Source organism: Janthinobacterium sp. OK676 (assembly GCF_900103595.1).
Classification (GTDB): Bacteria; Pseudomonadota; Gammaproteobacteria; order Burkholderiales; family Burkholderiaceae_D; genus Janthinobacterium.
This window is the reverse complement of the sequence record NZ_FNHA01000004.1, coordinates 317,700-333,809: the sequence shown is the minus strand read 5'-3', so window position 1 is coordinate 333,809 and position 16,110 is coordinate 317,700. Positions and strand designations below refer to the sequence as shown.

19 protein-coding genes are annotated in these 16,110 nt (G+C 64.7%); 12 read left to right on the top strand and 7 right to left on the bottom strand.

What is annotated here, in order from left to right:
• The first annotated feature begins 102 nt into the window (after positions 1 to 102).
• Genes BLU39_RS10915 through BLU39_RS10900 form a run of 4 tightly spaced genes read left to right on the top strand, consistent with a single transcriptional unit; the run spans position 103 to position 3,334 of the window.
• Complete coding sequence (locus BLU39_RS10915; RefSeq protein WP_092712823.1) at positions 103 to 975, top strand: branched-chain amino acid ABC transporter permease; 873 nt, start codon at positions 103 to 105, stop codon at positions 973 to 975.
• Positions 972 to 1,934 (top strand): branched-chain amino acid ABC transporter permease, encoded by a 963-nt coding sequence (locus BLU39_RS10910; RefSeq protein ID WP_092712821.1) that lies wholly within the window; start codon positions 972 to 974, stop codon positions 1,932 to 1,934. Before BLU39_RS10915 ends, BLU39_RS10910 begins: the two co-directional genes overlap by 4 nt.
• Positions 1,927 to 2,640: an ABC transporter ATP-binding protein gene (locus BLU39_RS10905; RefSeq protein ID WP_092712819.1), complete on the top strand. Its 714-nt coding sequence runs from the start codon at positions 1,927 to 1,929 to the stop codon at positions 2,638 to 2,640. Before BLU39_RS10910 ends, BLU39_RS10905 begins: the two co-directional genes overlap by 8 nt.
• Entirely contained in the window at positions 2,633 to 3,334 is a 702-nt protein-coding gene (locus BLU39_RS10900) for an ABC transporter ATP-binding protein (protein ID WP_092712816.1), read from the top strand. Before BLU39_RS10905 ends, BLU39_RS10900 begins: the two co-directional genes overlap by 8 nt.
• 26 nt (positions 3,335 to 3,360) lie before the next feature.
• On the opposite strand, the gene BLU39_RS10895 is transcribed toward BLU39_RS10900, so the two are convergent.
• Positions 3,361 to 4,353, bottom strand: coding sequence for an HDOD domain-containing protein (locus BLU39_RS10895; RefSeq protein WP_092712814.1), 993 nt, complete (start codon positions 4,351 to 4,353; stop codon positions 3,361 to 3,363).
• Between the two features lie 163 nt (positions 4,354 to 4,516).
• Here BLU39_RS10895 and BLU39_RS10890 point away from each other — a divergent pair, with 163 nt between their 5' ends.
• Positions 4,517 to 5,101, top strand: a complete 585-nt coding sequence (locus tag BLU39_RS10890; RefSeq protein WP_092712812.1) for a DinB family protein — start codon at positions 4,517 to 4,519, stop codon at positions 5,099 to 5,101.
• Between the two features lies 1 nt (position 5,102).
• On the opposite strand, the gene BLU39_RS10885 is transcribed toward BLU39_RS10890, so the two are convergent.
• Complete coding sequence (locus tag BLU39_RS10885) at positions 5,103 to 5,495, bottom strand: VOC family protein (protein WP_092712810.1); 393 nt, start codon at positions 5,493 to 5,495, stop codon at positions 5,103 to 5,105.
• 83 nt (positions 5,496 to 5,578) lie between these two features.
• On the opposite strand from BLU39_RS10885, the gene BLU39_RS10880 reads away from it, so the two are divergent.
• The 6 genes from BLU39_RS10880 (at position 5,579) to fghA (ending at position 9,425) form a co-directional block, all read left to right on the top strand.
• Positions 5,579 to 6,118, top strand: coding sequence for a GNAT family N-acetyltransferase (locus BLU39_RS10880; protein WP_092712808.1), 540 nt, complete (start codon positions 5,579 to 5,581; stop codon positions 6,116 to 6,118).
• Positions 6,119 to 6,249: 131 nt separating this feature from the next.
• Complete coding sequence (locus tag BLU39_RS10875; protein WP_092712806.1) at positions 6,250 to 6,501, top strand: hypothetical protein; 252 nt, start codon at positions 6,250 to 6,252, stop codon at positions 6,499 to 6,501.
• Positions 6,498 to 6,743, top strand: a complete 246-nt coding sequence (locus BLU39_RS10870) for a hypothetical protein (protein ID WP_092712804.1) — start codon at positions 6,498 to 6,500, stop codon at positions 6,741 to 6,743. The genes BLU39_RS10875 and BLU39_RS10870 overlap by 4 nt, the downstream gene beginning before the upstream one ends.
• 177 nt (positions 6,744 to 6,920) lie before the next feature.
• A complete protein-coding gene (gene lepB, locus BLU39_RS10865) occupies positions 6,921 to 7,592 on the top strand; it encodes a signal peptidase I (RefSeq protein ID WP_092712801.1) in 672 nt (223 codons plus the stop codon).
• 46 nt (positions 7,593 to 7,638) lie between these two features.
• Positions 7,639 to 8,502, top strand: a complete 864-nt coding sequence (locus BLU39_RS10860) for an NAD-dependent protein deacetylase (RefSeq protein WP_092712799.1) — start codon at positions 7,639 to 7,641, stop codon at positions 8,500 to 8,502.
• 56 nt (positions 8,503 to 8,558) lie between these two features.
• Positions 8,559 to 9,425, top strand: coding sequence for an S-formylglutathione hydrolase (gene fghA / locus BLU39_RS10855; protein WP_092712796.1), 867 nt, complete (start codon positions 8,559 to 8,561; stop codon positions 9,423 to 9,425).
• Between the two features lie 70 nt (positions 9,426 to 9,495).
• Here the strand turns inward: fghA and BLU39_RS10850 are convergent, their stop codons facing one another.
• Positions 9,496 to 10,389: a LysR family transcriptional regulator gene (locus tag BLU39_RS10850; protein WP_058047966.1), complete on the bottom strand. Its 894-nt coding sequence runs from the start codon at positions 10,387 to 10,389 to the stop codon at positions 9,496 to 9,498.
• Between the two features lie 343 nt (positions 10,390 to 10,732).
• Between BLU39_RS10850 and BLU39_RS10845 the strand changes: the two genes are divergently transcribed.
• The gene (locus BLU39_RS10845) at positions 10,733 to 11,152 is read left to right on the top strand and encodes an ester cyclase (RefSeq protein ID WP_092712794.1); all 420 of its coding nucleotides are present in this window, start codon (positions 10,733 to 10,735) and stop codon (positions 11,150 to 11,152) included.
• A 26-nt stretch (positions 11,153 to 11,178) separates the two neighbouring features.
• Here BLU39_RS10845 and BLU39_RS10840 read toward each other — a convergent pair whose 3' ends face one another.
• From BLU39_RS10840 to BLU39_RS10825, 4 genes are all read right to left on the bottom strand, one after another.
• On the bottom strand, positions 11,179 to 11,844 hold the full coding sequence (locus BLU39_RS10840; RefSeq protein ID WP_086139552.1) for a dienelactone hydrolase family protein: 666 nt from the start codon (positions 11,842 to 11,844) through the stop codon (positions 11,179 to 11,181).
• 138 nt (positions 11,845 to 11,982) lie between these two features.
• Positions 11,983 to 14,301, bottom strand: a complete 2,319-nt coding sequence (locus BLU39_RS10835; RefSeq protein ID WP_092712792.1) for a xanthine dehydrogenase family protein molybdopterin-binding subunit — start codon at positions 14,299 to 14,301, stop codon at positions 11,983 to 11,985.
• Entirely contained in the window at positions 14,294 to 14,761 is a 468-nt protein-coding gene (locus tag BLU39_RS10830; RefSeq protein WP_092712790.1) for a (2Fe-2S)-binding protein, read from the bottom strand. The genes BLU39_RS10835 and BLU39_RS10830 overlap by 8 nt, the downstream gene beginning before the upstream one ends.
• Before the next feature lie 17 nt (positions 14,762 to 14,778).
• Entirely contained in the window at positions 14,779 to 16,077 is a 1,299-nt protein-coding gene (locus tag BLU39_RS10825; RefSeq protein ID WP_092712788.1) for a cytochrome c, read from the bottom strand.
• Positions 16,078 to 16,110 lie beyond the last annotated feature (33 nt).

The following is a 16,110-nucleotide window of genomic DNA, read 5'->3' as shown; positions in this document are numbered from 1 at the left end:
AGCCTCCCGCTGCACACGCGCGCGCCTGCCGGGCGCGCACCGATGAACGGCAGTCCTGCGCAGTGTAGCTGCTGCGCCAGGACTGCCTGACGGGATGACGACATGACAGAATTAATCTTGCAAGCCCTGTATTCGGGTTTGCTGCAGGGCGGCTCCTACGCCCTGATCGCACTGGGACTGGCGCTGGTCTTCGGCACCATGAAAGTGATCAACCTGGCGCACGGCGAACTGGTGCTGCTGGCCGCCTACATCGCCTACAGCGTGGAATCCGGGCTTGGACTCGGTCCCATGTTCGCCATTCCCATCGCGCTGGTGATCGTCAGCCTCACGTCCGTGGGCGTGTACCTGATCGTCAGCCGCATCAAGAAAGACCGCGAAATCAATTCGCTGATCCTCACCTACGGCATCGGCGTGATCCTCACCAATTTCATCCTGCTCGTATGGAAGGCGGACATCCGTTCGACGTCGTCGAGCTGGCTGCAGGAAGGTTTTGAAATCGGCCCGTTTTTCAGCATGCGCAGCGAAGTGATTTTCTTTGCCGTCAGCCTGGTGCTGATGGCGGCCCTGTGGCGCTGGCTGTCGACCAGCTGGTACGGCCGCGCCGTGCGCGCCGTCTCCAGCAACCGCGACGCGGCCAAGCTGATGGGCATCGACCCGGGCCGCACGGAACTGGTGTCCTTTCTGGTCGCCGGCATCCTGGCCGCCTTCGCCGGTGTCGCCCTGTTCAGCTATGGCGTGATCCAGCCTGCCTACGGCGGCGCGCTGACGGTCAAAGCCTTCATCATCACGGTATTGGCCGGCATCGGTTCTATCCCCGGCGTGCTGCTGGCCGCCGTGCTGCTGGGCGTGGCCGAAGCCTTGACCGTTACCCTGGCCAGCTCCGCGCTGCAGGAATTGTCCGGCATGGTGCTGTTCCTGCTGGTGCTGTTCATCATGCCGAACGGCTTGTTCGGCGCACAACGGAGGCGCGGATGAAGCGCTCGACACTGATCTCCACGGCGGGCCTGCTGCTGGCCGCCTACGTCGCCGTGCCGCTGGCCCTGGGCGGCAACCAGTACGTGATGAGCATGGTGGTGGCGGCCCTGATCATCGGCGGCGTGGCCATGTCCTGGGCCCTGCTGGGGAACCTGGGCGGCATGGTCAGCTTCGGCCATGCGGCCTTCTTCGGCGTGGGTGCGTATGTCTCCGCGCTGGCCACCGTGAAAATGGGCTTGCCCGTGTTTGCCGCCATGCTGCTGGGCGGCGCGGGCGCGGCCATCGCCGCCGTCATCATGCTGCCCGTGCTGCGCCTGCGCGGGCCGTATTTTGCGCTGGCCATCCTCGCCTACGCCCACATCTTCCGCATCCTGGCCACGGAATGGAGTTCCGTCACGGGCGGCGCCGGCGGCATCAACAATATTCCCGCCTTGCCCACCGTCTTCGGCTTCGACCTGGCCAGCAAGACGGGAGCCTACCTGGTCGTGCTGTCCCTGGTGGTGGCATGTGCGTTTGCCTATGGCCGCATCCGCGCCAGCCATTACGGCATCGCCCTGCGCGCCATGCACGACAGCGAAGACGCCACGCGCGTCGTCGGTGTCAACAGCACCTTGCTCAAAGGCGCCATGCTGCTCGTGTCGGCCTTCATGGCGGGCCTGTTTGGCGCCTTCAACGCCCATTACATCAATTTTCTGGAACCGGACTACGCCTTCAACAGCCTGTGGGTGACCCTGCCGATCGTGGCGGCCATCTTCGGCGGCTACCGCACGATACTCGGCCCCGTGCTGGGCGCCGTGGTGGTCTACCTGGTCGACCAGCTGATCTTCAAGTCGCTGATCCCGACCGGCCACCAGCTGGTGCTGGGCGTGCTGCTCGTGGCGATGATCGTCTTCAGTCCGAACGGCTTGCTGCCGCTGCTCCGCAAGACGTTCAAAACGAAGGAGAAAGCACATGCTTGAACTCGATAATGTGTCCGTGCGCTTCGGCGGTCTGACGGCCGTCGATTCCGTCACCTTGAACGTGGGCAGCCACGACGTGATCGGCCTGGTGGGCGCCAATGGCGCCGGCAAGACCACCCTGTTCAATGCGATCTCGGGCCTAGTGCGCCCCACCAGCGGCGGCATCCGCTTCGAGGGACGCGACATCATGGCCACGCCCATGTACCAGCGCGCGCGCCTGGGACTGGGCCGCACCTTCCAGATCCCGCAACCGATGCATGAATTGACGGTGCGTGAAAATCTGATCGTCGCCCAGCGCTTCGGCACCGGCAAGGTGGACCAGCGCAAGATCGATGAAATCCTCGATTTCACCAGCCTGCTTGACAAGGCCGGACGCGACGCGGCCAGCGAACTGGCGTTGACGGAATTGAAGGCGCTGGAAGTGGCCAAGGCCCTGGCCACCAACCCGAAACTGCTGCTGCTGGACGAAGTGCTGGCCGGGCTGGAGACGAATGGCAAGCGCCGTTTCATGGGCATGCTGAAGGACTTGCACACCGCCTTTGGCGTGGGCATCGTCATGATCGAGCACGACATCGAGACCATCAGCAATCTGTGCCAGCGCGTGGCCGTGCTCAATTTTGGCCAGCTGATCGCCGACGGCACGCCCGATGCCGTGTTCCGCGATCCGGCCGTGATCGAAAGTTATACGGGGGCAGCCCATGCTTAACATAGAAAACCTGCGCGCCGGCTATGGCGCCATCAATGTGCTGTGGGATGTGTCGCTGTCCATCCAGAAGGGCAAGCTGACCACCATCATCGGTCCGAACGGCGCCGGCAAGACGACCCTGCTGCGCGCCATCATGGGCTTGCTGCCCGTCGGCGCGGGCAGCATCGCGCTCGACGGCCATCCCATCAACGGCACGCCGACGTGGAAGATGAGCGACGCGAGGGTGACGATGATACCGGAAGGCCGCATGACGTTTCGCGACATGAGCGTGGAGGAAAACCTGATCATGGGCGCGTTTCCGAAGGAGCACCGCAGCCACATGCCGGCGCGCCTGGCCGAAGCCTACGCCATGTTCCCGCGCCTGCACGAACGGCGCAAGCAGCTGGCAGGGTCACTGTCGGGCGGCGAGGCGCAGATGCTGGCCATGGCGCGCGGGCTGATGTCGGACCCGTCGCTGCTGATCATCGACGAGCCGTCGCTGGGCCTGGCCCCGCTGGTGGTCAACGAGCTGTTCGATATTCTCGCGCGCCTGAACGACGGCAAGCGCACCATCATCCTCGTCGAGCAGAACACGGCGCGCGCCGTGGGCGTGGCCGATCACGTTTACCTGATGCAAAGCGGCAAGGTGGCGCTGTCGCAAAAAGCCGATGAGGTCGACCTCGAGCACCTGCACGCACTGTATTTCGCGCGCTGAGCGATATCGGCTGCACGCGGATGGCATCACGCCTCGTCGTCCTCGTCGTCCTCGTCGGCCAGCTTGTCGAACACCAGCAGCTCGCCCTTGCCCAGTCCAGCCATGACGAAGGGATCGTCGGCGGGCAAGCGGCCCGTATCGACCAGCATGCGCAGCTTGCTCAAGCGCTCGCCCTGCGCCAGCGCTTGCGCCTGCGGATCGGCATCGGCCTGCCCCGCATGCCCGATCGCGCGCGTCACGGACTCGGGGAACTCCCATAATTCGGCGATCCGCACGGACAGGATGCGCGCTTGCGCAAACACCTGGGCAATGAAGGCGTCCGATTGCGGGAAGGCGTCGGGCGCGTGCATCTGGTCGATGAGACGGAACGCCACCACCAGCCCGACATTGGCCATCAATCCCGCCAGATACGCGTCGAAGGCATTGGCCTGCATGGCCGGCGCGACCAGGTTCGCCGCCAGCGCGCATTTCTCGGACTGGCGCCAGATCAACGGCGCCGTGCGTATCGTCAGCCCGCCGCTTTGCATGCTGACGATGGGACGGAAGGCGACGCGGGCCAGCAGCATGCGCATGCCGTTTTGCCCGAGCAGCATGATGGCGCCTTCCATATTATTGATCGACGGGCTGGCGTTATAGCGCGAATGGTAGCGGGGCCGGTTTGCTTCGCGGTAGACCTCGGCCACCAGCGGCACGTCCTGGGCCAGCTGGCGCGACAGCTCGGCCGCGCTCATGTTTTCATTTTGCAAGGTGCGCATCAGTTGCGGAATGATGGCCGGGATGCGCGGCACGAGCGCGGCGCCGGCCACCGGTTCACTGGCCAGGCGCGTCAACTCGTCCAGAATCTGCTGTTCCGCTTCCGCCGTGGCCTGCGCCGCGCCAGCGGCGGCCAGCCAGCGGTAGTAGATGGCATCGATTTCGGTGATGGTGGCTGGCTGCCGCGTCATCTCGGGCGCCGCCGTGACTGGCGCAGGCTTGTTCTTTTCGTCGCCGCCGTTCAGTAATTTCCCTATCCAACCCATTTTATTCTTCCAGCCCTATGTGCATCACTATCGCGAAATCCGCCCCGCGATTTTACTTGATGATGGCAGCGCCGGTGTGTCGGGCGTGGCCGCCTTGTCCACCTGCCGCAACATGCTACAGTGGCACGACATGCACTCTGCCCCGCCCGAGAAACGATCCATCATGAACAATCCACTTGCGCACTACATTACCAGCCAGGCATACAACAACGCCTGGGCCAACCACCGCCTGCTGAAAGCTTGCGGGCAGCTGAGCGAGGCCGAGTTCCAGGCCACGCGCGTCAGTTTCTTCCCCACCATCCAGTCCACCCTGAACCACATCCTCACCTGCGACTGGTTTTATCTCGACGCGCTCGAGCGCGAGCTGCGCGGCGACGCGCCCCACCCCGACTGCTATGTCTTCTTTGAACAGGACGAGCCGTTCACCGATTGCGCGGCCCTGCACGCGGCGCAGCGCGCGTCGGACCTGCGCCTGATCGCCCACTGCCGCAGCCTGTGCGACCTTGACCTGGCGCGGCCCGTGACGATATTGCGCGACACGCCGCAAGTCGACACGCGCCAGCGCATGCTCGCGCATCTGTTCCAGCACCAGATCCACCACCGTGGGCAAGTGCACGCCATGCTGGCCGGCACGCGCATCGCGCCGCCCCAGCTCGACGAATTCTATTGCGCCGGCGAGGCAGGCGAGCGGGCGCAGGATTTTGCGGAGCTGGGCTGGACGGAAGACGAGGTCTGGGGCCAGCGCTGAACTATTCCTCGGCGTGGCAGCAGACGCACAGCTTGTTGCCGTCCAGGTCGCGGAAGTAGGCGCCATAATAATGGGCGTGATAATGGGGGCGCAAGCCGGGCGGCCCTTCGCACGCGGCGCCCAGCGCCAGCACGGCCTGCCAGCAGCGGTCCACCTGCGCGCGGCTGGCGGCCAGCAAGGCCGTCATCTGGCCATTGCCGGGCGTGGCGGGCAAGCCGTCATGCGGCGCGCCCAGCACGAACAGAGGGCGCGGCGCATCCTTCGCCATCCAGCCCGCCCAGGGTTTGGCCCGGTCATGAAATTTCTCGATCAGATCGAGTTCGCCCAGCAAGGCCGTGTAAAAGGCGTAGGCGCGGGGAAAGTCATTGGTGCCGAGGCAGATATGGGACAGCATGCTGCTCCTTCATGAATGCAAGCGGGTGTGCGAAGAAATGCGCGAGCTGATTATAATGGCGCATCGCTTTCCGACACGCTCCCATGCCAGACCTCGACCGCCTCCAGCTGCTTCCCCCTTCCAGCGCAGACCTCCCCGCCTTGCTGGCCTTCGAACTGGAAAACCGCGCGTATTTTGAAAACTGGGTCACGGCGCGCGCGCCGTCCTACTACCAGCAGGAAGCCATCGCCGCCGCCATCGAGCAGGCGCAGCGCGAACGCGAGCAAGACCGCGCCTACCAGTACCTGGCCAAGCTGGACGGGCAAATCATCGGCAGGGTCAACCTGACGGGTGTCACCCGCCCCTATTTCAACAAGGCAGCGCTTGGCTACCGCATCGGCGAACGGTTCGGCGGACGCGGCTACGCCACGCGCGTGGTGGCCCTGCTGCTGGAAGAAGCGTTCGGCGCGCTGGAACTGTGGCGCCTGGAAGCGACGGCGCGGCCGCAAAACCTGGGCTCGGTCGCCGTCATGCAACGCAACGGCTTTCATCAATATGGCAAGTCGGAACAAGCCATGTTTTTCCAGAATGCCTGGTCGGATCTGCTGTATTTTGAGCGGCGCAACACGCAAGCCATGGCCTGAGATACCGCATTTTTCCGTCAGCAACGCGACTTTTATCCTATCAGGGGCGACTTTGTCGCAGCGCAAAGCCGCACCATATTGGACTGATAACGTCAGACTTCGGGAATTTTTAATATCTTGCCAAGTCCAACATGAAACTGCATCAACGCCTGTTCGAACACGTGCTGCTGATTTTGGCATTGGCCATCGCCATCTTCGGTGCCGCCATCGTGCTGGCACGCATGACACAGTGGGCGGAAGTGCAGGATTTGCCCGCCTACGTCGTGCAAGGCATGCACCTGGTGGGCAAGGTGCTGTTTTTCCTGGACGGCTGCGTGGTCGTTGCCCTCAGCAGCATCCTGGCCGCCAGGCTGTTTCGCATACTCACCAAGGAGGATCTATGATCGACCTACACTACCTGCTGACCCTCCGGCATCCGCGCCGCTTCTGGTGCGGCGCCCTTCTCATCGCCGTGGCCTCGGCCATCCTGCTGGACCCGTGGCTCGACAGCATGCCATGGCTGGTGGCCATACCGTTCGTGGCCGGCGGCTTGCTGGTGGCACTGGGCGAACTATGGGACGAAATATCTGGCAAGCAACTGTCAAACGGGAATGACGACACGCATGCGCCGTGCCGGCATCCATAAGACAGGTGATGCTGGCGCGCAACACCAAGCATGCGATCGTCCGCGCAATGGGGCCGCATGTGGCGCCGCATCGGCTCATTTAAGACTGGCTTCAGCCTCGCCATGCATCGTTGATAGTACGCCATTAGCAAGGCGCCCTACCCAACGAACGCCGTCACTGGCAGAAAGCAGGACACGATGAAAACATGGATGCGCGCCAACAAAGGTTTTTTGATGTTTCTGCTGCTGTTCGGCGTGTTCCGCACGGCCGTAGCGGACTGGAATCCCATCCCTTCGGCGTCCATGCGTCCCAACCTGCTCGAGGGCGACGTGGTCTTCGTCAACCGCCTCGCCTTCAACCTGAAAGTGCCGCTCACCGATATCGTGCTGCAGCGCCTGGGCGAACCGGCCCGCGGCGACATCGTCACCTTTTCCTCGCCCAAAGACGGCACGCGATTGATCAAGCGCATCATCGCCCTGCCCGGCGACACGGTGGAAATGCGCAATGAACAGCTGGTCATCAATGGCCAGCCCGCCCAATACACGGCGCTCGACACGGCGCCTGAAACCATCGCCCACGTGGGCCAGCTGACGGCGCAGCGCATCAGCGAACGCAACCAGACGGAACAGCACCGCATCCAGGTCTTGCCGCAAATCGCAGGCGCGGCGCGCAGCTTTGCCCCCGTGACGGTGCCGGCCGACCATTTCCTCATGCTGGGAGACAACCGCGACAACAGCGCCGACTCGCGCTACTTCGGCTTCGTGCCCCGCGCATTGCTGATCGGCAAGGCCGAACGCATCCTCGTCTCGGCCAATATCCAGGAGCATTGGCAGCCGCGGCTGCAGCGTTTCGGCATGAAGCTCGAATAAACAGCCCTTGCAACGGCGCCGTGCTTTTCGGTTAGCATGGCGCATCATGCAAAATTTTTCCTTCGCCAGCCAGCAGCCAGCCAGTGACTACGACGCTCTCGATCAGCTGGCGCAGTTCCTGCAGCGCCATCCCGACGTGCTGCTGCTGACGGGCGCCGGCATCAGCACGGCGTCCGGCATACCCGCCTACCGCGACACGGAAGGCGTGCGGCGCGGCAACGCCCCCGTGCAAGGCCCCGATTTTCGCCGCCAGGAAGCCGTGCGCCGCCGCTACTGGGCGCGCAGCATGGTGGGCTGGCCGACCCTGGCGCGCGCCACGCCCAATCCTGGCCACCTGGCCATCGCCCAACTGGCCCAGCGCCAGAGAATAGGCGGCCTGGTCACGCAAAACGTGGATGGCTTGCATCAGCAGGCAGGCAGCGCAGCCGTCACGGAGTTGCACGGCAGCATACATGGCGTCGTCTGCCTCGATTGCCGGGCCCGCCATACGCGCAGCCTGATCCAGGAGCAGCTCGAACGCGACAATCCGCAACTGCTGGGCGCCACGGCCACGCCGGCGCCCGATGGCGACGCCTTGCTGGAGCCGTCGCAGCTGGCCACTTTCCACGTGCCCGTGTGTCCCCGCTGCGGCGGCACCCTGCAGCCCGACGTGGTGTTTTTCGGCGATGGCGTGCCTGCCGCCTGCGCGGCCGAGGCCGAAAGCAAGATGCACGCGGCCAGCGCCCTGCTGGTGGTGGGCTCGTCCGTCATGGTGTATTCGAGCTTTCGCCTGTGCCGCATGGCGGCCGAAACTGGCAAGCCCGTGGCCGCCATCAACATGGGCAAGACGCGCGCCGACCATTTGCTGGCATTCAAGACCGATGCTCCGGCACAAGACATCCTGCCTGCATTAGCGGCCATGCTGGGCTGATCCCGTGCCGGCCCCGCGCCGCTCTGGCTATACTGTGGCATTAACGAGGAGAATTCATGCTGGAACTGTTGAGTGAACACGCCTGTTTTGGCGGCGTACAACGTTTTTATCGCCACGACGCGCAAGCCATCGGCTTGCCCATGCGTTTCTCGGCCTTCATTCCCGACACGGCGCCAGGCGCCACGGTCACCACCAGGCGCCCCGCCCTGTTTTACCTGGCGGGCCTGACCTGCACGGAAGAAACATTCATGATCAAGGGCGGCGCGCAGCGCGTGGCGGCCGAGGAAGGCTTGATCCTGATCGCGCCCGACACCAGCCCCCGCGGCGCGAACATCGCGGGCGAAAGCGACTCCTGGGATTTCGGCGTGGGCGCCGGCTTTTACGTGGACGCCACCGAAGCGCCATGGAGCAGCCATTATCGGATGTACAGCTATCTGCTGGAATTGCGCGCCCTGCTGGAGCAGGAACTGGCGATCGATGCGCAACGCACAGGCATTTTCGGCCACTCGATGGGCGGCCATGGCGCGCTGGTGCTGGCCTTGCGCAATCCTGACTTGTTCCGCTCGGTGTCCGCCTTCGCCCCCATCGCCGCGCCGAGCCAATGTCCGTGGGGCAAAAAAGCATTCACGGGCTACCTGGGCGGCGATACAGCCAGCTGGCAGCAGTACGACGCCAGCGCGCTGATGCGCGGCCTGCAAGGTCAGCCACCGCTGTTCCCTAACGGCATCCTGATCGACCAGGGCCTGGCCGACAAATTCCTGCCCGAGCAACTGCACCCCGACATCTTCGAAGCGGCGTGCCGCGACGCCGGCCAGCCATTACGGCTGCGCCGCCATGCAGGCTATGACCACGGCTATTACTTCATCGCCAGCTTCATGGAAGAGCATGTGCGCTTCCATGCGAGGAATCTGCGCGCCATATAGGCGCCAGTGAAACATGTCACAGTGCCAGGACTATGGAAATTTTCGATACGGGCGAGGCGCGTGGAAAAACTCAGTCCTTGCCGCTGCCGAACACGGCGACAGAAAATTCGATGAAGCTGCGCAGCTTCGGTGTCATCTGGCGGTCTGGCGCATACAGCAAGTGCAGAGGCCTGTCAGGGGCCCGGTATTTCGGCAACACGCGCACCAGCCTGCCTGCCGCAATGTCGGGTTCCAGCAATTCCGCCGGCTGCAGCATCACACCCATGCTGGCGCGGGCGGCCATCAGGAGGGCCTCGCCGCTGTCGATCATCAGGCGGCCCGTCACCGGCACTGTCACCGGGCCGTCCGGACCGTCGAAGCTCCAGTGGCTGCGCAACTCCGTGTAGGCAAAGCCCAGGCATTCGTGGCTGGCCAGGTCCATTGGCGAGATGATGGGCGGGTGTGACGCCAGGTAGGCGGGCGAAGCGCAGAGAATCAGCCGGTACGGCGCCAGGCGGCGGGCAATGCGGCTGCTGTCGGCCAGCTCGCCTACCCGGAACACGACGTCCGCCCCCTCCTCGATTGCATCGACATACCGGTTCGTGAGCGACACCTCGACCTGCACATCCGGGTAGGTCGCCATGTATTCGGTCAGGCGCGGCATCAAGGCGTGGATTCCGAAGGTGAGCGGGGCGTTGACGCGCAGGCGGCCGCTGGGACGGGCATGGCTCTCGGCGGCCAATCCCTCCGCAGCGGCCACCTCGGCCAAAATGACTTTCACCTTTTCGTAATAGCTTGCCCCGATTTCCGTTAAATGCTGGCGCCGCGTGGTGCGGTTGAGCAAGCGGATGCCCAAGTGCTGCTCCAAAGTCAGCACATGCTTGCCCACCAGCTGCGGCGACATGCGGAACACGTCGGCGGCAGCAGAAAAGGAGCCCAGCTCGACCGCCTTGGCAAACACGGTCATGCTCAGTAGTCGGTCCATCGCATCCACCCATTACAAACGCCACATTTCAAGTGACCAATTTTAACCGACATTTATCTTCTGGCATTTATAGTCCAAAGTAGCGGCATTCTCTTTTCCGGGCATAAGCATGCACAGCTTCAATCGCTCCTCCGCAGACGGCCTTGCTTTGCCCTCGTACGCCGCCCCGGCCGGCGCGGCCCCGCGCCCACCTGTCGGACGAGGACGTCGTGTTCACCAATCCGATCGCCGGTCGGCCGTCCATTGCAGATCGATCATTTCACCACCAGCGGCAGCGTCAAACCAGGCAGCACAAGTGCATACGCACCTAAACCACTCATATCGTCGATAAAGGAGTATTACCATGACATCGGAAGCAAACAAGCTCACCATGCAGAAGTTTGTTGAGTTCATCAACACCGCCAGCCAGGCACTGGCTGACGAACTCATCTCGACAGACGCAATCTTTCACGTACCGGGAAGTCCGGAGCCCATGCGAGGGCCGGCTGGATATCTCGCCATCATCGCCATGATGCGTGAAGGATTCCCCGACATCCAGTGGACCTTGGAAGAAATGGTGGCCGAAAGTGATAAAGTCGCCGCCCGGTTCATTATGCGCGGCACACATCAGGGAACGTTCTTCGGTGTGCCGCCTACCGGGAAGCAGATTGCGGTGCAAGCCATGAACCTCTACCGTCTGTCCGACGGCAAGTTCGTCGAGGAGCGCGGCCAGCCCGACATGCTTGGCTTATTACAGCAAATCGGTGCCGTGCCGTCGCATTGAGCAGCCATAAGTGCTGCTCTGTCCCGCTACTGCGCCGTGCTGGTATGCCCGTTGAAATGGCGCGTGTACCAGTCCGTGGCCAGCAGGGCCGCCTGGTGGCGCGTGTCGGGGCCGCCGGGGGCGGCGATCTGTTCCAGTTGCTTGTCGCAGCGCAAGGTGGCAAAGGCCATGCGGTTCAGGCCGGCCACGTCGGGGTCGCGCCCGCCCACGATCAGCAAGGATGGCACGCGCACGTTTTCCAGCGCCGCCTTGCCCGCCATTTCCACCTGGCCATCGCACACGGCCAGCGCGGCGATTTCCGCGCTGCGCCAGGCCGCCAGTTGCATCACGACGGCCGCGCTGGTGCCATAGCCATACAGGCCGCAGGGCAAGCGCCGCGTGGACGGGTCCACTTGCAGCCAGCCCAGGGCTTTTTCCAGCTGGCGCGCGAGCAGCACGATATCGCTGCGCACGAAATAGGCGTGGCCATTGCTGCCGCCGCCAGGCTCGACACCGCCCTGGTCGAAGCGCAGGGTGGCGATGCCCGCTCGCAAAAAATCCTGGGAAGTGGCGTGGCTGGAGGCGCCCAGATAGTCGCTATCGGCGCCCGCGCCGTGGGCAAACAGGACGATGCCCACGGGCCGCTCGGGCATTTCAAGTACGCCGTCCATTTGAAGTTCATCGGCCGTGATGCTGACAAATTGTTCTTGCATGGCTGCCTCCGCTATCGAGCTGGAATGACGCTGACATCAAGCTGAAATCACGCTGCTAGTACGCTGATCGGCAATCATCAGTGTAGCAGCCTGCGCCCGTTCACGCGCGGCGCACGTGAAATTTGCCACGCGCCCGCATCAGACGGCGCCGTGCCGGTCCAGTCCCTTCAGCACGGCTTCCGGGCGGATTGGCAAATGCCGTACGCGAGAAGCCACGGCGGCAAAGATGGCGTTGCCGATCGCCGGCGCCACGGCCGTCGTGGGCGGCTCGCCCATGCCCGTCGACGTTGCCGTGCTGGCAACGAATTCGATGTCGAGCTCGGGCACGTCGGCCATGCGCAGCGGCGTGTAGGTATTCAGGTTGGTATCCTTCACTTCGCCGTTCAGGAAGGCCGTGCCTTCATGCAAGGCCATGCTCACGCCCCACAGGGCGCCCCCTTCCGCCTGCGCCAGCGCACCGTCCGGGTCGACGATGCTGCCCGCGTCGATCATCATGAACAGCTTTTCGACTTTCACCATGCAAGTGCTGCGGTCCACCTTCACTCTGGCAACACACGCCGTCCAGGTGGGCATGTCGCGTTCCTGGCCGAACGTGGCGGCGATGCCCAGGCCCGTGTCGGGCGGCATGGGCGTGCCCCAACCTGCTTTTTCCGCCACGCGCCGCAGCACGTGGGCCAGGCGCGCGGCGCCGCCGACGGCGTTCGGCGCGCTGCCCGCGTTGCGCCCCGCCGCCTGCAACAGCGACAGGCGGAACGCCAGCGGATCGACCTTGGCCGCCTGCGCCGCCTCGTCCATGAAACTTTCCACAGCCCAATTCGTCCAGCCTGGCCCCACGGAGCGCAGCCAGCCGGGGCGGAAACTGCTGTTGGCCAGGTCGTTCGACACGGCCCGCACGCGCTGCGCGCCCACCGTGTACCAGTGGTCGGCGCCGGCGATGGCAAACGGGTCATACGGATGGCCCTGCTTATCCTTGGCCAGGAAGGCGGGGATCATGACTTGCGTGGGCCAGCCGGCGCTCGCTTCGTGCACCATCGCCGACACCTTGCCCGCGTCGTCGAACGCCATGCGCACGTGCTGCACGGACGGCGAACGGGGCGAATCGAAACGGGCGTCGTCGGCCCGCGTGCATATCATCTTGACGGGGCGCCCCACGGCTTGCGCGGCCAGCGCGGCCGGCACGCAATAATCGCCATTCAGGCGCCGGCCGAAGCCGCCGCCGAGCAGATAGGTGTGCAGCATCACCTTGCTTTCCGGCACTTTCAACGCCTGCGCCAGCACGGGCAGGATCAACGATTGCCATTGATTGCCCGCATGAAGGTGCCAGACGCCGTCGATTTCCTGCGCCAAGGCATTGACGGGTTCCAGCTGGAAATGCAGCACGGTGCTGGTCGTGTAATGGCGTTCCAGTTGCAGGCTGGCATCGTTGAACGCTTGTTCCACGCCATCATCATCGACGACGCGCGCGCCCAGGCTCGCGTCGGCCAGCTGCTTGGCCGCGTAGTTGAGGATATCCTGCTCCGCCACGTGGGCCGCCGCGCCGGCCCGCCATTTCACTTGCACCAGCTCGGCCGCGCGCATGGCGGCCGCATACGTTTCGGCCACCACCATGACCCAGCCGGGCACCGTGCCGCTGGGGTCTTGCAGGGCGAACGAGCGCAGATAGCCCTGCACCTTCCTGGCCGCCGCGTCGTCGATGGACACCACTTTCGCGCCGTAGCGCGTGGGCGGGATCTTCGGACGCGCATACAGCATGCCCTCCACTTCCGCATCGATGCCGTACACGGCCGTGCCATCGGTTTTCGCGGGAATATCGAGCGCCTGCACGTGCTGGCCAACCAGGCTGCGCTGCTGCGGCGTTTTCAGCACGATGGCTTTCAATTGCCCGGGGGTGTACTGGCGCGCCAGCTTGCCGCGGCGCACGATGTCGCCATAGCTGATCGACCGCCCCCGGCCATGCACGACGCCGAGCCGGGCGTGGCAGGCGGACACGGGCAGGCGCAGCAGGCGCGCGCCCTCTTCCACCAGCGCGAGGCGCCCGGCCGCGCCGGCACGGCTGAGCGGGTCGAAATTCTGCCACACGGACCAGCTGCCACCCGTCACCATCAAGCCCCATTTCGGGTCCGTGTCGACGTAATGCAGGCGCACCTTGTTCCAGTCCGCTTCCAGCTCTTCGGCCACGATGCGCGCCAGGGCCGTGCCGATGTGCTGGCCCATTTCCGCCTTGGCGATGTTGACGGTGACGATGCCGTCGCGGCCGATCTGGAACCAGATGCTGGGGTCGAACGCGGGCGCGGCAGACTGGGCGGGCAGCACGGGCGCCGCCTTGCCTGCGGCCAGGGAGCTGTCGGCGCGCAGGAAGGCCAGGGTAAACCCCGTGCCGGCGGCGGCGATCAGGAAGCCGCGCCGTCCCAGCGCGCTGGGACGATTGGCTGAATTTTCTTTCGGCAACTTAAACACCGGGCGCCTCCTGCATGCCGGCGGCCAGTTTGATCGCCTTGCGGATGCGCACATACGCCATGCAGCGGCACAGGTTGCCGCTCATGACGGCGTCGATATTCGCGTCCGTCGGCTGCGGATAGTCTTTCAACAAGGTGGCCGCCTGCATGATCTGGCCCGACTGGCAATAGCCGCACTGGGGCGCTTGCGTGGCGATCCACGCCCGCTGCAGCGGGTGCGTGCCGTCCGGCGACAAGCCTTCGATGGTGGTGATGGCGCAGCCGGCCACGGCGGCAATCGGCGTGATGCACGAGCGCATGGCGCGACCATCCACGTGCACGGTGCAGGCGCCGCACATGCCGATGCCGCAGCCAAATTTCGTGCCTTTTAATTTAACTTCGTCGCGCAGCACCCACAGCAGGGGCGTCTCGGCGTCGGTCTCGGTGCCGAAGGGCTGGCCATTCACGGTAATGTTGTACATAAAAAAACTTTCAGTAATTACTTGCCGGCGCGTGCGCGTGCCACGGCCGCTTCCAGATTCGTCCAGGCCGGCTGGTGGCTGCGGCTGCGGCGCAGATAGGCAGCCAGCTGGGCCACGTCGTTGTCCGTCAGCGAGGCGGCAAAGCCGGGCATCAGCACGCCGGGCATGGCCTCGTCCTTGCTGATGCCGTGCAGTATCACCTGGATCAGGTTGGCGGGATCGGGCGCGCTGACGGCGCTGTTCAGGCTCAGTTCCGGACGCAGCGCAGCGGGCTTGCCATCGCTGTTCGAATGGCACGACGCGCAGGCGGCCACGTACAGGCTGGCGCCACGGTCGTTGTCGACGAGGCTGACGCGCTGCGAACGCTTGATGCCGGCTTTCACCACGGTATCGGTATCGACCTGGCGTTGCTCCGCCCCGGCCACGCCCGCAAAATACACGGACAGCGCGCGGATATCGCTATCGGGCGAAGCGCCCATGCCTTCGTGCACGACGGCCGACATGGGCCCTGCCGCCACGCCGTGCAGGGCCGTCGCGCCCGTGCGCAAAAAGGCGTACAGCTCGTCCTGCGTCCACGGCAAGGGTGCCGTGTTGGCGCTGCTCAAGGCCGGCGCATACCAGTGGTCGATGGCCGCGCCCAGATAGGACGAACCGGCCAGCTCGGCACCCAGCGCATTGCGCGGCGTGTGGCAGGCGGCGCAATGGGCCAGGCCTTCGGCCAGGTAGCGGCCCCGGTTCCAGTCCAGGCCTTGCGCGGGGTTCAGCTGAAAGTTGGCCGGCTTGAAGAACAGCAGCTTCCAGCCCGCCTGCAAGGGGCGCAGGTTCAGGGGGAAAGGCAGGCTATTGGCAGGCGCCACGGCGTACACGGGCGGGCGCGTCATGAAATACGCGTACAGGGCCGTCAGGTCCGCGTCCGAAACGAGGTTGAAATGGGTGTACGGAAAGACGGGATACAGATGGGCGCCATCGCGGCCCACGCCTTCGCGCATGGCCCGCCGGAAGGCGGCCAGCGACCAGCGGCCGATGCCCGTCTGCCGGTCGGGCGTGATATTCGTCGCATGGATCGTGCCGAACGGCGTGGCCAGGCCGTGGCCGCCCGCGTACTCGGCGCCGCCCTGGGCCGTATGGCAGGCGGCGCAATTGCCCATGCCGGCCAGGATGCGGCCCCCCTCCACCACTTGCGGGGAAAACGCCGTGGCGGCGGGCGGATCGATGGGCGCCAGCGCGGGGCGCCAGTAATACAGATACGCGGCCAGGGCCGCCACGATGAGCAATGCCAGCGACAGCAGCAGGCCGGTGAAGATTTTCTTGAGCAAAACAGGAGTCCGGTAAAAGGCCAGGTACGCGCC

What these genes read in the sequence shown, in the direction of transcription:
- BLU39_RS10915 (WP_092712823.1), top strand. Translation starts at nt 103, where the DNA reads ATGACAGAATTAATCTTGCAAGCCCTGTATTCGGGTTTGCTGCAGGGC.
- BLU39_RS10910 (WP_092712821.1), top strand. Translation starts at nt 972, where the DNA reads ATGAAGCGCTCGACACTGATCTCCACGGCGGGCCTGCTGCTGGCCGCC.
- BLU39_RS10905 (WP_092712819.1), top strand. Translation starts at nt 1,927, where the DNA reads ATGCTTGAACTCGATAATGTGTCCGTGCGCTTCGGCGGTCTGACGGCC.
- BLU39_RS10900 (WP_092712816.1), top strand. Translation starts at nt 2,633, where the DNA reads ATGCTTAACATAGAAAACCTGCGCGCCGGCTATGGCGCCATCAATGTG.
- BLU39_RS10895 (WP_092712814.1), bottom strand. Translation starts at nt 4,353, where the DNA reads ATGGGTTGGATAGGGAAATTACTGAACGGCGGCGACGAAAAGAACAAG.
- BLU39_RS10890 (WP_092712812.1), top strand. Translation starts at nt 4,517, where the DNA reads ATGAACAATCCACTTGCGCACTACATTACCAGCCAGGCATACAACAAC.
- BLU39_RS10885 (WP_092712810.1), bottom strand. Translation starts at nt 5,495, where the DNA reads ATGCTGTCCCATATCTGCCTCGGCACCAATGACTTTCCCCGCGCCTAC.
- BLU39_RS10880 (WP_092712808.1), top strand. Translation starts at nt 5,579, where the DNA reads ATGCCAGACCTCGACCGCCTCCAGCTGCTTCCCCCTTCCAGCGCAGAC.
- BLU39_RS10875 (WP_092712806.1), top strand. Translation starts at nt 6,250, where the DNA reads ATGAAACTGCATCAACGCCTGTTCGAACACGTGCTGCTGATTTTGGCA.
- BLU39_RS10870 (WP_092712804.1), top strand. Translation starts at nt 6,498, where the DNA reads ATGATCGACCTACACTACCTGCTGACCCTCCGGCATCCGCGCCGCTTC.
- lepB (WP_092712801.1), top strand. Translation starts at nt 6,921, where the DNA reads ATGAAAACATGGATGCGCGCCAACAAAGGTTTTTTGATGTTTCTGCTG.
- BLU39_RS10860 (WP_092712799.1), top strand. Translation starts at nt 7,639, where the DNA reads ATGCAAAATTTTTCCTTCGCCAGCCAGCAGCCAGCCAGTGACTACGAC.
- fghA (WP_092712796.1), top strand. Translation starts at nt 8,559, where the DNA reads ATGCTGGAACTGTTGAGTGAACACGCCTGTTTTGGCGGCGTACAACGT.
- BLU39_RS10850 (WP_058047966.1), bottom strand. Translation starts at nt 10,389, where the DNA reads ATGGACCGACTACTGAGCATGACCGTGTTTGCCAAGGCGGTCGAGCTG.
- BLU39_RS10845 (WP_092712794.1), top strand. Translation starts at nt 10,733, where the DNA reads ATGACATCGGAAGCAAACAAGCTCACCATGCAGAAGTTTGTTGAGTTC.
- BLU39_RS10840 (WP_086139552.1), bottom strand. Translation starts at nt 11,844, where the DNA reads ATGCAAGAACAATTTGTCAGCATCACGGCCGATGAACTTCAAATGGAC.
- BLU39_RS10830 (WP_092712790.1), bottom strand. Translation starts at nt 14,761, where the DNA reads ATGTACAACATTACCGTGAATGGCCAGCCCTTCGGCACCGAGACCGAC.